This window comes from Streptomyces sp. NPDC004658, from assembly GCF_040609555.1.
GTDB lineage: Bacteria > Actinomycetota > Actinomycetes > Streptomycetales > Streptomycetaceae > Streptomyces.
On record NZ_JBEXKG010000186.1, the window covers coordinates 1 to 12,937 of the forward strand.

Here is a 12,937-nt window from a genome sequence, read left to right on the forward strand (position 1 = left end):
CATGCGGCGGGGCCGGTCCCGGGCACGCCCCGCGCCGTTCGGCCGCGCTGTGCCCGGGCCGCCCCCGGGGCTCAGGCCCGCTGGTGCTTCCGCTTGCCCAGGGTGGCCATGTAGAGGGCGTCCACCGCGGCCACGATGATGATCGCGGCCACCAGCTGGAAGATGTGGCGGCTCCAGTCGATGCCGCGGGTCGCCTCCACGCCGACGGCACGGGCCACCGCGTTGCCCACGATGGCGCCGAGCATGCCGCAGATGGTGGTCAGCCACAGGGGGCTGTGCTGCTTACCCGGGATGATCGCCTTGGCGATGAGACCCAGAACGAATCCCACGATGATCGCCCACAACCAGCCCATGGCTGCCTCCTCGTACGGCTCGACGTGAGCATTACGGCCAGTGTGATTCGGTCCGCCGTACGGCGCATGTCGGGTTCCCCCGTGCGCGGTAGCGGCGCCGGGCGTCGTCGCAGGCCGAGGGCGACCCGGTCTCGAAGGCGGCGGGGGCGCGGCGTACCGTGGGAGGTGTCCCGGCCGGTTCCCCGCCGGAGGTGGACGAGGGTGCGGGCCGGGGAGAGTCCGATGCGGGCGGATGGTGGAATGTGATGCGGAAACAGCACGGCGGCAGCGTCCAGGTGTTCCGGATCACCGGCGCCCGGACCGGACTCGCCGAGGACGTCCGGGGCCGGCAGCGGCGGTACGTGATCTCCATGTCGATCCGTACCGTCTCCGTGATCCTCGCGGTCTCCCTGTGGAACGTGGAGCGGTACATCGCGATCGTCGCGCTCGTGCTCGGCGCGGTCCTGCCCTATGTCGCGGTGGTGATCGCCAACGCGGGCCGGGAGAAGCCGCCGTCTCTGCCGTCGACGTTCGTCACCACGCCGATGCGGCCGATGATCGCGCCGTCCGCGGCCGAGGACGGACGGGCGCAACCCCCGTGGGAGTCCGCGCGGGAGTCCGTACGGGAACCCGCAGCGGAGGACGTGCCGACGAATCCCGCACCCGGAGCGCGCGGTGAGCGCGCCGACCCGGTGTGAGCACGGCGGACGCACCGGAAGCGGAATGCGACCCTGCGACAAGCTCAAGAAAAGCTCAGATCAATCCTGCTGTTCCGGTGCCGGGCGGCGGGGTAGCCGTGACATACTGCGTACGCGCTCCGCATCCCCCGTCGGAGCGAGAGACCGACGCCGGGCAGCTCCCCCCGTGGCTGCCCGGCGTCGCCTTGTGTGCGCCCATGAGAAGAACCCGAGACGAACCCGTGACTGAAGAGACCCCGATCTGCTCCGCCAAGGGCTGCCGCGCCGCCGCCGTGTGGGTGCTGGCGTGGAACAACCCGAAGGTCCACACGCCGGAGCGGCGCAAGACCTGGCTGGCCTGTGAGGAGCACCGCGAGCACCTGTCGCAGTTCCTCGGCGTGCGGGGGTTCCTGAAGGACGTGGTGGCGTTCGACGAGTGGCGGGCGGCCGAGGAAGCCTAGACCGCTCCGGCCCTAGCCGCCGATCGCGGACATCGGGCGGTCCGGCTGGACGAACGACGGGTCGTCCAGGCCCGCTCCCGCCTTCTTGCCCCACATCGCCAGGCGCCAGATGCGGGCGATCTCCTCGTCCGGGGCGCCCGAGCGCAGGGCCGCGCGGAGGTCGGTCTCCTCGGTGGCGAACAGGCACGTGCGTATCTGGCCGTCGGCGGTGAGGCGGGTGCGGTCGCAGGCCGCGCAGAACGGCCGGGTGACCGAGGCGATCACGCCGACCCGGTGCGGGCCGCCGTCCACCAGCCAGCGCTCCGCCGGTGCCGAGCCGCGCTCGTCCGCGCCCTCGGCGGTGAGGTCGAAGCGGGTGCGCAGGGAGGCGAGGATGTCCCCGGCGGTGACCATGCCCTCGCGCTTCCAGCCGTGCTGGGCGTCCAGGGGCATCTGCTCGATGAAGCGCAGTTCGTAGTCGTGCTCCACCGCCCAGGCGAGCAGGTCCGGGGCCTCGTCGTCGTTCAGCCCCGGCATCAGGACCGAGTTGACCTTGACGGGGGTCAGACCGGCCTCGCGGGCGGCCGCCAGTCCCTCCAGCACGTCCTTGTGGCGGTCGCGGCGGGTGAGGGCTTTGAAGACGTCCGGCCGCAGGGTGTCCAGGGAGACGTTGACCCGGTCCAGACCCGCCGCCTTCAGCGCGGTCGCGGTGCGCCTCAGGCCGATGCCGTTGGTGGTGAGGGACATCTGCGGGCGCGGGTCGAGGGCCGCGACGCGCTCGACGATGCCGACCAGGCCCGGGCGCAGCAGCGGCTCACCGCCGGTGAAGCGGACCTCCTCTATGCCGAGCGTGCGGACCGCGATGTCGATGAGCCGGACGATCTCGTCGTCCGTGAGCAGGTCGGGCTTGGCCAGCCACTGCAGGCCCTCCTCGGGCATGCAGTAGGTGCAGCGCAGATTGCACCGGTCGGTCAGCGAGACCCGCAGGTCGGTGGCCACCCGGCCGTAGGTGTCGATGAGCACGTGGGCCCCCTCCCTCTCCCGGTCACTCATTCTCGGTCGCGCGTACGTCGCCCGTCACCTGCGAGCCTACGTGACGCCGCCGACATCCACACGGCACGATCCCACCAGGTACGGCACGACCGCGTCGTAGGACCGTACAGTCCGTGACGACGCGGCCGTCCGTGCGCGCTGTGCGTGGGCCTTCTCGTCAGTGCGCTCCGGTGCCGGTCAGGGACCGCACCTCCAGTTCCGCGTACTTGCCCGCGTCCGGGGTCTCCTTCGACAGCAGGGTGCCCACGACACCGAGCAGGAAGCCGACCGGGATGGAGATGATCCCGGGGTTCTCCAGCGGGAACCAGTGGAAGTCGACGTCGGGGAACATCGAGGTCGGCTTGCCGGAGACCACTGGGGAGAACAGCACCAGGCCGACGGCGGTGACCAGGCCGCCGTAGATGGACCACAGGGCGCCCGCGGTGGTGAACCGCTTCCAGAACAGGCTGTAGAGGATGGTCGGCAGGTTGGCGGAGGCGGCGACCGCGAAGGCGAGGGCGACCAGCCCGGCCACGTTCAGGTCGCGGGCCAGGGCGCCGAGGACGATCGAGACCGCGCCGATGCCGACGGTCGCCCAGCGGGCCGCGCCGATCTCCTGCTTCTCGGTGGCCTGGCCCTTCTTGATGACGTTCGCGTAGATGTCGTGCGCGAACGACGACGACGAGGCGAGGGTCAGGCCGGCGACGACCGCGAGGATCGTCGCGAAGGCGACGGCGGAGATGCTGGCGAGCAGGATGGCGCCCCAGTTGGAGTCGACGCCGCCCAGGTGCAGGGCCAGGAGCGGTGCCGCTGTGTTGCCCGCCTTGTTGGAGGCGATGATCTCGTCCGGTTTGATCAGTGCGGCGGCGCCGAAGCCGAGGGCGAGGGTCATCAGGTAGAAGGCGCCGATCAGGCCGATGGCCCAGATGACGGACTTCCGGGCTGCCTTGGCGGTGGGGACCGTGTAGAAGCGGATCAGGATGTGCGGCAGGCCGGCGGTGCCCAGGACCAGGGCGATGCCGAGCGAGAGGAAGTCCAGCTTGGTGGTGCCGGTGGCGCCGTACTTCAGGCCGGGTTCCAGGAACGCGCTGCCCTTGCCGCTGTTGTCGGCGGCCTTGCCGAGCAGGTCGGAGATGTTGAAGTCGAACTTCAGCAGGACCAGGAAGGTCAGCAGCAGGGCGCCGGCGATCAGCAGGACCGCCTTGACCATCTGCACCCAGGTGGTGCCCTTCATGCCGCCGATGGTGACGTACACGATCATCAGCACGCCGACCAGGGCGACGATGCCGATCTTGCCGCCGTCGCTGGTGATGCCGAGCAGGAGCGAGACGAGGACGCCGGCACCGGCCATCTGGGCCAGCAGGTAGAAGATCGACACGACGATCGTGGAGGCGCCGGCGGCCGTGCGGACGGGGCGCTGGCGCATGCGGTAGGCCAGCACGTCGCCCATCGTGTAGCGGCCGGAGTTGCGCAGCGGTTCGGCGACCAGGAGCAGCGCGACGAGCCAGGCCACGAGGAAGCCGATGGAGTACAGGAAGCCGTCGTAGCCGAACAGGGCGATGGCGCCGGCGATGCCGAGGAAGGACGCGGCGGACATGTAGTCGCCGGAGACGGCGAGGCCGTTCTGGAAGCCGGTGAACTGCCGCCCGCCGGCGTAGAAGTCGGCGGCGTCCTTGGTCTGCCGGCCGGCCCAGACGGTGATGACGAGGGTCGCGGCGACGAACACCGCGAACAGGGTGATGATCAGCGTCCGGTGCTCGCTCGCCTCGCCGGCGGCGAGCAGGGTGTGCGACGCCCGGCCGGCGGCCGGCACGGTGTACTGCGCGGGGCTCATGCTCCGCCCTCCATCCGGGACTTGATGGCCTCGGCCCTGGGGTCGAGCTTGGCCGCGGCGTGCCGCGCGTACCACCAGGCGATGAGGAACGTGGTGAGGAACTGGGCGAGGCCCAGGACGAGGGCCACGTTGATGTTGCCGACGACCTTGGTGCCCATGAAGTCGCCCGCGTAGTTGGACAGCAGGACGTACAGCAGGTACCAGGCGGCGAAGGCGATGGTCAGCGGGAAGGCGAAGGAGCGGTGGGCGCGGCGCAGTTCACCGAACTCCGCGCTCTGCTGCACCTCGGTGAACTCCTCGGTGGAGGGAAGGGAAGCTGGGGGTTTCGCGGGTGGCGGTGTCTCGGTGGCCACGGGCTCTCCTCGCGTGACGGACATGCACTGTCTGACTTCACAGAACCGGGTTCACGTTACCGCGAGTCGCGAACCGACTCCGCTGTGTGATTCCGGTGAGGGGACGCCTGTTTCGACGGGCCCCCCGTTCACGGTCACGGCGCCCCGGGCGGGCCGGTTCACGTCGGCCGCGCTCTTTCGGAGATCGGGCGCGGCAGATAGCTTCGGCCTGCACCACCCGTCATGTACCTGCCCGAACACCACCGTGTCTCGGGCGGTTTCGTATCCGGATGATGTGGAGATCCCATGGCTCATCTGCGCTCCAGACGCCGGCTCGCGCTCGCCGTGCCCGTCGCGCTGTCGCTGACCGCTTCGCTCGGCTTCCTGCCGTCGGCGGCCTCGGCTGCGCCCGCCGCGGGCTCGACGGCGCGGGCGGCGGACGGCCCGAACCTCGCCTACGTGGTCAACACCGGTACGGACGACCGCACGATCACGTCCGTACGGCGGGAGATCGCGCGCAACGGCGGCACGGTGGTGGCCGGTTACGACCGGATCGGCGTCACCGTCGTCCACTCCGCGAACCCGGACTTCGCCGCGCGGATGCGGGCGGTGCGCGGTGTCGACTCCGCGGGCGCCACCCGGACCGCGCCGCTGAGCGCGGCCGGGACGACGGACGAGGGCGCGGCCCAGGTGCTGTCCCGGGCGGAGCAGGCGCGGCTCGCGGCGAGCGCGACGGCGGGTGAGGAGCCGCTGGAGGCGGACCAGTGGGACCTGCGGGCGATCGGCGCAGACCGCGCCGCGCAGGTGAATCCGGGCAGCCGGAACGTCACGGTCGGGGTCATCGATACGGGTGTGGACGACACCCACCCGGACATCGCCCCGAACTTCTCCGCGTCCCAGTCGGCGAACTGCGTAAGCGGCAAGGCCGACACGACGTACGGCGCGTGGCGGCCGGTGGACGCCGACCACTACCACGGCACCCATGTGGCCGGTGAGATAGCCGCCGCCCGCAACGGCGTCGGCGTGGCCGGTGTGGCGCCCGGCGTGAAGGTCGCGAGCATCACGGTGGCGCAGCCGGACGAGACGTCGCTGTTCTACCCGGAGAGCGTCGTCTGCGCGTTCGTGTTCGCCGCGGACCACGGCATCGAGATCACCAACAACAGCTACTACGTTGATCCGTGGCTGTACAACTGCATGGACGACCCCGATCAACGTGCCATCGTTGACGCGGTCAACAGGGCCCAGCTGTACGCCCAGCGCAAGGGCACGCTCAACGTCGCCTCGGCGGGCAACTCCAACGACGACCTGGACGCCGACGCCCTCGTGGACGACTCCAGCCCCGACGACTCCACGGCCCGGACCCGCACGATCGACCCGCACGAGTGCTTCGACGTGCCGACCCAGTTGCCCGGTGTGGTGACCGTGAGCGCGGTGGGCGTCAAGGGCACCAAGTCGTACTACTCCAGCTACGGCCGGGGCGTGGTCGACGTGGCGGGGCCGGGCGGCGACAAGTACCAGATCCCGGACACGCCGTCGAAGAACGGCCGCATCCTGTCCACCATGCCGAACAACCAGTACGGCTTCCTCCAGGGCACCTCGATGGCCTCCCCGCACGTGGCCGCCGTGGCCGCGCTGCTCAAGTCGGCCCACCCGCACGCCACTCCGGCCCAGGTGCAGGCGCTGCTGAAGGCCCAGGCGGACAACCCGGGCTGCCCGGCCGGCCCCTACGACGGTGACGGCGACGGGGTCGTGGACGCGACCTGCGCCGGCGGCAAGCGGGTCAACGGCTTCTACGGCTTCGGTGTCGTCAACGCGCTGCGCGCGGTCCAGTAGCCGTCCGGCGGCCCGCACGCCGCCGTCGTCTGACGGCACCTCACACGACTTCCCGCACGACGCGCTCGTGCCGCGACCGAACTGGAGAGAACACCCATGACAGCGCCCAAGCCGCGCCTCCGCCGCGCCCTCGCCCTCCCCGCCGGGATGGCCCTGACGACGGCCCTCGCGTTCCTGCCCGGCGTCGACGCCTCCGCCGCCACCGGTTCCCCGGCGGCCTCCGCCGACGGGCCCACGCTCAGCTACGTCGTCAACGTCCACCCGGGACACGCCGTGTCGGCACGCGTCCAGAAGGCGATCGCCGAGGCCGGGGGCTCGGTCGTGATCGCCTACGACCGGATCGGCGTGATCGTGGCCCACTCGGCGGACCCCGGCTTCGCCCGGCGGATCCGCTCCGTGCGCGGAGTGGACTCGGCCGGGGCCACGCGCAACGCGCCGCTGCCCGCCCAGTCCACCACCGACAGGGGCACCCCGAGGACACTGAGCGCCGAGGAGGCCGCCCGGGTGACGGCGGCCGAGGGCCAGGACCCGCTGGAACCGCTCCAGTGGGACCTGCCCGCCATCAAGGCCGACAAGGCGCACGAGAAGACGCTGGGCAGCCGGGACGTCACGGTCGCCGTCATCGACACGGGCGTCGACGACACCCACCCGGACATCGCGCCCAACTTCGACCGCGCCGCGTCCGCCAACTGCGTGTCGGGCAAGCCGGACACGGCGGACGGCGCCTGGCGGCCGAGCGCGTCGGAGAGCCCGCACGGCACGCACGTGGCGGGCGAGATCGCCGCCGCGAAGAACGGCGTGGGCGTCACCGGTGTGGCACCGGGCGTCAGGGTCGCCGGCATCAAGGTCGCCAACCCGGACGGCTACTTCTACACCGAGGCCGTGGTCTGCGGCTTCGTGTGGGCGGCCGAGCACCACGTCGACGTGACCAACAACAGCTATTACACCGACCCGTGGTACTTCAACTGCACCACCGACCCGGACCAGAAGGCGCTCGTCGACGCCATCACCCGGGCCTCGCGGTACGCGGAGCGCAAGGGCGCGGTCAACGTCGCGGCGGCGGGCAACGAGAGCTACGACCTCGCGTCCGACGCGATCACCGATCCGGTCTCCCCGAACGACGGCACGCCCTCGGACCGGGTGATCGACCCGCACGAGTGCTACGACATACCGACCCAGCTGCCGGGGGTCGTGACGGTGGCGGCGACGGGCGCGAAGGGGCTGAAGTCGTCCTTCTCCAACTACGGCCTCGGCGTCATCGACATCGCCGCGCCCGGCGGCGACTCGACCGCCTACCAGAAGCCCGAGCCGCCGGCGACCAGCGGCCTCATCCTGGGTCCGCTGCCGGGCGGCAAGTGGGGCTACATGGCCGGTACGTCCATGGCGACCCCGCATGTCGCCGGTGTTGCCGCATTGATCAAGTCAACCCATCCGCACGCGTCCGCGGCCCTCGTGAAGGCGCTGCTGTACGCCGAGGCCGACGCCACCCCGTGCACGGACCCGTACGACATCAACGGTGACGGCAAGGTGGACGCGGTGTGCGAGGGGTCGAGGAACCGCAACGGCTTCTACGGGCGCGGCATGGCGGACGCGCTGGCCGCGGTGACCCGGTAGGCCTTGCGTCGGGACCACGACCGGTACTGTTCATATATTGATTGAGTCAATACTGCATAGTGCAGTCATGACTGCTATCACGTACGCGTGGTCCGCTCTGGGCGGCGATCCCGCCCGTCTCGCACGGCTCACCACCGTCGCGCGGGAAGGCGCGCTCCCGGCGCGCCTTCCCGTACGGCAGCTCGCCCGGGCGTGCGTCGGCGCGTGCGCGCTGGCAGCGGCGGAACTGGCGGCCCACCGGGCCGGACGCGCCGAGATGCCCGGCGTCCGGGTCGACGACGGAGCGGTCGCCACCGCCTTCCTCAGCGAGCGGCTCCTCCAGGTGGACGGCCGTGCTCCCGTCGCCTTCGCGCCGCTGTCGCGGTTCTGGCGCACGGCCGACGGCTGGGTGCGCACCCACGCCAACTACCCGCACCACCGGGCCCGGCTGCTCGGCACGCTCGGCCTGCCGGCGGACGCCTCGGCCGAGGACGTCGCCGGCCGGCTCGCCCAGCGCTCCGCCCGCGAGACCGAGGAGGCCGTCCACCACGCCGGTGGCCTCGCCGTGGCCCTGCGCACCCCCGAGGAGTGGCAGGCGCACCCGCAGGCCGCCGAGGTGGCCGCGCGGCCCCTCGTCGAGCGCACCCGGCTGGATTCGACACCCGCGCGCGTGCTGCCGCCACTGGACCCGGCCGCCGTCCTGCTGCCCGCCGCCGGGCTGCGCGTCCTGGACCTGACCCGGGTGCTGGCGGGCCCGGTCGCCACCCGCACCCTGGCCCTGCTCGGCGCGGACGTGCTGCGCCTGGACGCCCCCTGGCTGCCGGAACTGCCGGACCAGCACGCCGACACGGGCTTCGGCAAGCGGTCCGCCACGCTCGACCTGACGGCAGGCCGGGACACCTTCGAGGAGCTGCTGCGCACCGCCGACGTCGTGGTGACCGGGTACCGGCCGGGCGCGCTCGACCGGTTCGGGCTCGCACCGCGCGCGCTGGCCGAGCGGCACCCCGGCCTGGTGGTGGCCCAGGTGTCGGCGTGGGGCGCGTACGGGCCGTGGGGCGGGCGGCGCGGCTTCGACAGCCTGGTGCAGGTCGCGACCGGCATCGCGGTCACCGAGGGCTCGGCGGACCGGCCCGGCGCGCTGCCCGCGCAGGCGCTGGACCACGGCACCGGCTATCTGCTGGCGGCGGCCGTGCTGCGGGCGCTGACCGAGCAGTCGTACGACGGCGGGAGCCGGCTGGTCCGGCTGGCACTGGCCCGCACCGCCCACTGGCTGACCGACGGCACCCTGTCCACGGCGGCCGAGGGGGCGCCCTACGCGGGCCCGGACGCCTGGCTGACCGAGACGGACAGCCCCCTGGGCCGCCTCCGGCACGCCCGCCCGGCCGTGTCCTTCACCGGCGGCCCCGCAGACTGGGCACGGCCGCCGGTGCCGTGGGGGTCGGACCCGGCCAACTGGGGCTGACGGGCCGGTTCAGCCGTTGGTCACCAGCACCTTGAGCGCGGTGCGCTCGTCCATGGCCTTGTAGCCGGCGGGCACGCCCTCGATGTCGACGGTCATGTCGAACACCGGCGAGGGGTCGATGGTGCCGTCGAGGACGTCCGGCAGCAGCTCGGGGATGTAGGCGCGGACCGGCGCGACACCGCCGCGCAGGGCGATGTTCCGGTCGAACATCACACCGAGGTCCAGGCCGGTGCCGCTGCCGTGGGGCACGCCGACGAAGCCGATGGCGCCGCCGTCGCGGGTGATGTTGACGGCCGTCCGCATGGACTGCTCGGTGCCGACCGCCTCCACGACGGCGTGGGCTCCCTGCCCGCGGGTCAGCTCGCGGACGGCCTCGACGGCCGCGTCCCCGCGCTCGGCGACGACGTCGGTGGCGCCGAACCGGCGCGCGATGCCGGTACGCACCTCGTGCCGGCCGAGCGCGATGATCCGCTCGGCGCCGAGCCGCCTGGCCGCCAGGACGGCGCACAGGCCGACCGCGCCGTCGCCGACGACGGCGACCGTGGCACCGGGCCGGACACCCGCGCCGAGGGCCGCGTGGTGGCCGGTGCCGAGGACGTCGGAGAGGGTCAGCAGGGCCGACAGCAGGTGGTCGTCGGATGCCGCGTCCTTGGGCAGCTGGACGAGGGTGCCGTCGGCGAACGGCACGCGGACGGCCTCGCCCTGGCCGCCGTCGTAGCCGACGGAACCCCAGAAGCCGCCGTGCTCGCAGGACGTCGTCAGGCCCTCGCGGCAGTAGTCGCAGACGCCGTCGGACCACATGAAGGGCGCGACCACCAGGTCGCCGCGCCGCACGGTGCTCACCTCGGAGCCGGTCTCCTCCACGACACCGAGGAACTCGTGCCCGATCCGCTGCCCCGGCTGCCGGGCCGCCTCGCCCCGGTAGGCCCACAGGTCGCTGCCGCAGATGCAGGCCCGCAGCACCCGCACCACGGCGTCGGTGGGCAACTGCACCACGGGCTCGGGCACGTCCTCCACGCGCAGCTCGTACGGGGCGTGGATGGTGGTGGCGCGCATGACGGGGAGTCCTTCTCGTGCGGGGTCGTACGGGGGCGTGCGGTATCGCACGGGGTGGTGCGAAGTGGCACAGGGTCGTGCGGAGTCGTACAGGGTCGTACGGTCGTGGGGACCGGGGTGCCGGGCCCCCTTCACCGTACGCCGGGGCCGCAGCCGTCCGCGCGGCCAGGGGTGGCCCGCCCGGTCACACCCCCGCCGCCCCCAGCAGACTCCCCGCCGCGTACGTCACCGCCATCGCCAGGGCCCCGCCCACCACGTTGCGCAGCACCGCGCGTCTCGGGGCCGCCGCGCCGAGGCGGGCGCTGCTCCAGCCGGTGAGGGTGAGGGCGGCCAGGACCGAGACGACGGTGACGGCGAGCCGCAGGCCGGCCGGTGGCAGGACGATGGCCAGCAGGGGCAGCAGCGCGCCCACGGTGAACGACAGGAAGCTCGCCCAGGCCGCGTGCCAGGGGTTGGTCAGCTCGTCCGGGTCGATGCCCAGCTCCACGCGCGCGTGGGCCCTCAGCGCGTCCCGCGCGGTGAGCTGTTCGGCGGCCTCGCGGGCCACCTCGCGGGACAGGCCGCGCTGCTCCAGCAGCTCGGTCAGCTCCCGCAGTTCGGCCTCCGGCTGCTCGCGCAGTTCCCGTTTCTCCACGGCCAGCGCGGCCATCTCGGAGTCGCGCTGGGTGGAGACGGAGACGTACTCGCCGGCCGCCATGGACATCGAGCCGGCGAGCAGGCCGGCCAGTCCGGCGGTGAGCAGGGCGCTGCGGCTCTCGGTCGCGCCAGCCACGCCGACGACCAGTCCGGCGGTGGACACGATGCCGTCGTTCGCGCCGAGCACGGCCGCCCGGAGCCAGTTCAGCCGGGCACCGAGCGTGCCGCCGTGGGGCTCGTCATGGGTCGGTTCCGTCACAGCAGGGAGGATCGCATCCCGGGTTCACGCCCGCCGCACCGACGCCCCGCGTGCGGGCGGCGAGCCGCTCACGCCGGCCGCGGGGGCCGCCCGGAAATTCGCTGGCGCCCGAACTGCCGTACGCCTACCGTTCCTGGTCGCGGGGGCGGCTCCGCCGGCGTGCTTCCTTCTCTTCCCACCCTTGGAATCCGCAGCGCGCCCACTCTCCGCCCCCGCCTCATCTTCCTTTCCGCACCGGGGGATTCCGCTTGTCCGCACTGGCGTCCGTGCTGCTCCGCCGTCTCCGTACCGTCTACGTCGACCAGGCCGGACCACGCCCGGGCGACCCGTCGACATCCGAGGGGCTCATCGCCCTGGAGGGCGAGCTGCTCGACCGGGGTTTCGCGCCGGCGGCGCCGCTGCGCGCGGCCCTCGCCTGGCTCGGCCCCGCCGGGCTCGCGGACGCCGGCCGGCAGCTGATCCGGCACCTGGACGCCGAACTGGGCGCGGATCGCACCCATATGCCGCTGTTCCGCTCCTTCCCCGCCTCCGTGCCCGACGACACGTTCGGGCTGTACGTCGACCGGGTCTTCGCCCTGCTGCTCCAGTGGCCCGCCCAGCCGTGCGTGCTGTGCGGGACGGTGGGCAGCGTGCACCCGGTGGCGCCGTGCGCGCATCTGGTGTGCCGGGCGTGCTGGGACGGCGCGGACTACACCGGCTGCCCGCTGTGCCGCCGCCGGATCGACCCCGCCGACCCGTTCCTGGTGCCGGGCGAGCCGCGGCGCCCCCGGGAGGTGCCGCCCGGCCCGCTGAAGCTGCTCGCGCTCGGCACGGACGTCCGCGCGGACACGGTCCGCGCGCTGCGCACGCTGCTGGCCCGGCGCACCCCGCTGCCCGCGCAGGACCGCGCCGACCTGGCGGTGCTGCTGGCACACGCACCGGCGGACCTCGGCTGGTTCCCCGCGGACATCCCGGTCCGGGAGACGAAGGCGCTCGTGCTCGGCACCCTGCTGCGCGACCGGCACACGCGCGTGGCGGCCACCGACCTGGTCGGCGCCCACCTGACGACCGCGACGGACGTGCTGCGGCTGCTGTGCGTGTGGTCCGGCGGCGCCGCCGACCTCGTCGCCCCGCCCCGGCTGCGCTCGCTGCCCCGCCCACTGCGCCGCCGGCTGCTCGGCCTGCTCGACTCCTTCTCCGTGCCCTCGCTGGTGGAGGACGTCCTGCGGCATCCGGTGGCGTGGAAGCGGGCCGCCGAGACGCTGCACCCCTTCGAGCACCACGCCCGCCGCCCCAGGGCGGCCCTCGCCTTCGCCGTGCTGCGCGGCACGCCGGTCGTGCCCGGCAGCGCGCTGGGAGAGGCCCTGCTGCGCACGGCCGCCGCCCATCCGGAGGCCGTCCGGGTCGCGGACGGCCGGATCCGGGCGGCCACCTGGCGCGCGCGTACGGAGCAGGCGCTGGCCGCGCGGGAC

The 12,937-nt window shown here is 73.1% G+C and carries 12 protein-coding genes; 6 read left to right on the forward strand and 6 right to left on the reverse strand.

Features of this window, described 5'->3' with window-relative positions:
* Nucleotides 1–71 precede the first annotated feature (71 nt).
* Entirely contained in the window at nucleotides 72–353 is a 282-nt protein-coding gene (locus ABZV94_RS35885) for a GlsB/YeaQ/YmgE family stress response membrane protein (RefSeq protein ID WP_030347082.1), read from the reverse strand.
* A 245-nt stretch (nucleotides 354–598) separates the two neighbouring features.
* Here ABZV94_RS35885 and ABZV94_RS35890 point away from each other — a divergent pair, with 245 nt between their 5' ends.
* Both ABZV94_RS35890 and ABZV94_RS35895 read left to right on the forward strand, forming a co-directional pair.
* A complete protein-coding gene (locus tag ABZV94_RS35890) occupies nucleotides 599–1,030 on the forward strand; it encodes a DUF3099 domain-containing protein (RefSeq protein WP_356348149.1) in 432 nt (143 codons plus the stop codon).
* A gap of 221 nt (nucleotides 1,031–1,251) precedes the next feature.
* Nucleotides 1,252–1,470 (forward strand): hypothetical protein, encoded by a 219-nt coding sequence (locus ABZV94_RS35895; RefSeq protein WP_356348151.1) that lies wholly within the window; start codon nucleotides 1,252–1,254, stop codon nucleotides 1,468–1,470.
* A gap of 12 nt (nucleotides 1,471–1,482) precedes the next feature.
* Here the strand turns inward: ABZV94_RS35895 and moaA are convergent, their stop codons facing one another.
* The 3 genes from moaA to ABZV94_RS35910 all read right to left on the reverse strand — a co-directional run bounded on the left by moaA (nucleotide 1,483) and on the right by ABZV94_RS35910 (nucleotide 4,668).
* Complete coding sequence (gene moaA / locus ABZV94_RS35900) at nucleotides 1,483–2,472, reverse strand: GTP 3',8-cyclase MoaA (RefSeq protein WP_356348153.1); 990 nt, start codon at nucleotides 2,470–2,472, stop codon at nucleotides 1,483–1,485.
* Between the two features lie 187 nt (nucleotides 2,473–2,659).
* Nucleotides 2,660–4,315: a cation acetate symporter gene (locus ABZV94_RS35905; protein WP_356348155.1), complete on the reverse strand. Its 1,656-nt coding sequence runs from the start codon at nucleotides 4,313–4,315 to the stop codon at nucleotides 2,660–2,662.
* A complete protein-coding gene (locus ABZV94_RS35910; RefSeq protein ID WP_356348157.1) occupies nucleotides 4,312–4,668 on the reverse strand; it encodes a DUF485 domain-containing protein in 357 nt (118 codons plus the stop codon). Before ABZV94_RS35910 ends, ABZV94_RS35905 begins: the two co-directional genes overlap by 4 nt.
* Before the next feature lie 285 nt (nucleotides 4,669–4,953).
* Here ABZV94_RS35910 and ABZV94_RS35915 point away from each other — a divergent pair, with 285 nt between their 5' ends.
* The 3 genes from ABZV94_RS35915 to ABZV94_RS35925 all read left to right on the forward strand — a co-directional run bounded on the left by ABZV94_RS35915 (nucleotide 4,954) and on the right by ABZV94_RS35925 (nucleotide 9,535).
* On the forward strand, nucleotides 4,954–6,480 hold the full coding sequence (locus ABZV94_RS35915) for a S8 family serine peptidase (RefSeq protein WP_356348159.1): 1,527 nt from the start codon (nucleotides 4,954–4,956) through the stop codon (nucleotides 6,478–6,480).
* Between the two features lie 96 nt (nucleotides 6,481–6,576).
* The gene (locus ABZV94_RS35920; RefSeq protein WP_356348161.1) at nucleotides 6,577–8,094 is read left to right on the forward strand and encodes a S8 family serine peptidase; all 1,518 of its coding nucleotides are present in this window, start codon (nucleotides 6,577–6,579) and stop codon (nucleotides 8,092–8,094) included.
* Between the two features lie 67 nt (nucleotides 8,095–8,161).
* Nucleotides 8,162–9,535, forward strand: coding sequence for a CoA transferase (locus ABZV94_RS35925; RefSeq protein ID WP_356348163.1), 1,374 nt, complete (start codon nucleotides 8,162–8,164; stop codon nucleotides 9,533–9,535).
* A gap of 9 nt (nucleotides 9,536–9,544) precedes the next feature.
* Here ABZV94_RS35925 and ABZV94_RS35930 read toward each other — a convergent pair whose 3' ends face one another.
* Together ABZV94_RS35930 and ABZV94_RS35935 are read right to left on the reverse strand one after the other, a co-directional pair.
* Nucleotides 9,545–10,591, reverse strand: coding sequence for a zinc-dependent alcohol dehydrogenase family protein (locus ABZV94_RS35930; RefSeq protein ID WP_356348165.1), 1,047 nt, complete (start codon nucleotides 10,589–10,591; stop codon nucleotides 9,545–9,547).
* Nucleotides 10,592–10,775: 184 nt separating this feature from the next.
* The gene (locus tag ABZV94_RS35935; protein WP_356348167.1) at nucleotides 10,776–11,486 is read right to left on the reverse strand and encodes a VIT family protein; all 711 of its coding nucleotides are present in this window, start codon (nucleotides 11,484–11,486) and stop codon (nucleotides 10,776–10,778) included.
* Nucleotides 11,487–11,734: 248 nt separating this feature from the next.
* Between ABZV94_RS35935 and ABZV94_RS35940 the strand changes: the two genes are divergently transcribed.
* The coding region (locus ABZV94_RS35940) for an RING finger family 4 domain-containing protein (protein ID WP_356348169.1) at nucleotides 11,735–12,937 on the forward strand (1,203 nt) is incomplete at its 3' end.

Coding starts and splice junctions, on each gene's coding strand:
- ABZV94_RS35890 (WP_356348149.1), top strand. CDS start 599: ATGCGGAAACAGCACGGCGGCAGCGTCCAGGTGTTCCGGATCACCGGC.
- ABZV94_RS35920 (WP_356348161.1), top strand. CDS start 6,577: ATGACAGCGCCCAAGCCGCGCCTCCGCCGCGCCCTCGCCCTCCCCGCC.
- ABZV94_RS35905 (WP_356348155.1), bottom strand. CDS start 4,315: ATGAGCCCCGCGCAGTACACCGTGCCGGCCGCCGGCCGGGCGTCGCAC.
- ABZV94_RS35925 (WP_356348163.1), top strand. CDS start 8,162: ATGACTGCTATCACGTACGCGTGGTCCGCTCTGGGCGGCGATCCCGCC.
- ABZV94_RS35885 (WP_030347082.1), bottom strand. CDS start 353: ATGGGCTGGTTGTGGGCGATCATCGTGGGATTCGTTCTGGGTCTCATC.
- ABZV94_RS35930 (WP_356348165.1), bottom strand. CDS start 10,591: ATGCGCGCCACCACCATCCACGCCCCGTACGAGCTGCGCGTGGAGGAC.
- ABZV94_RS35915 (WP_356348159.1), top strand. CDS start 4,954: ATGGCTCATCTGCGCTCCAGACGCCGGCTCGCGCTCGCCGTGCCCGTC.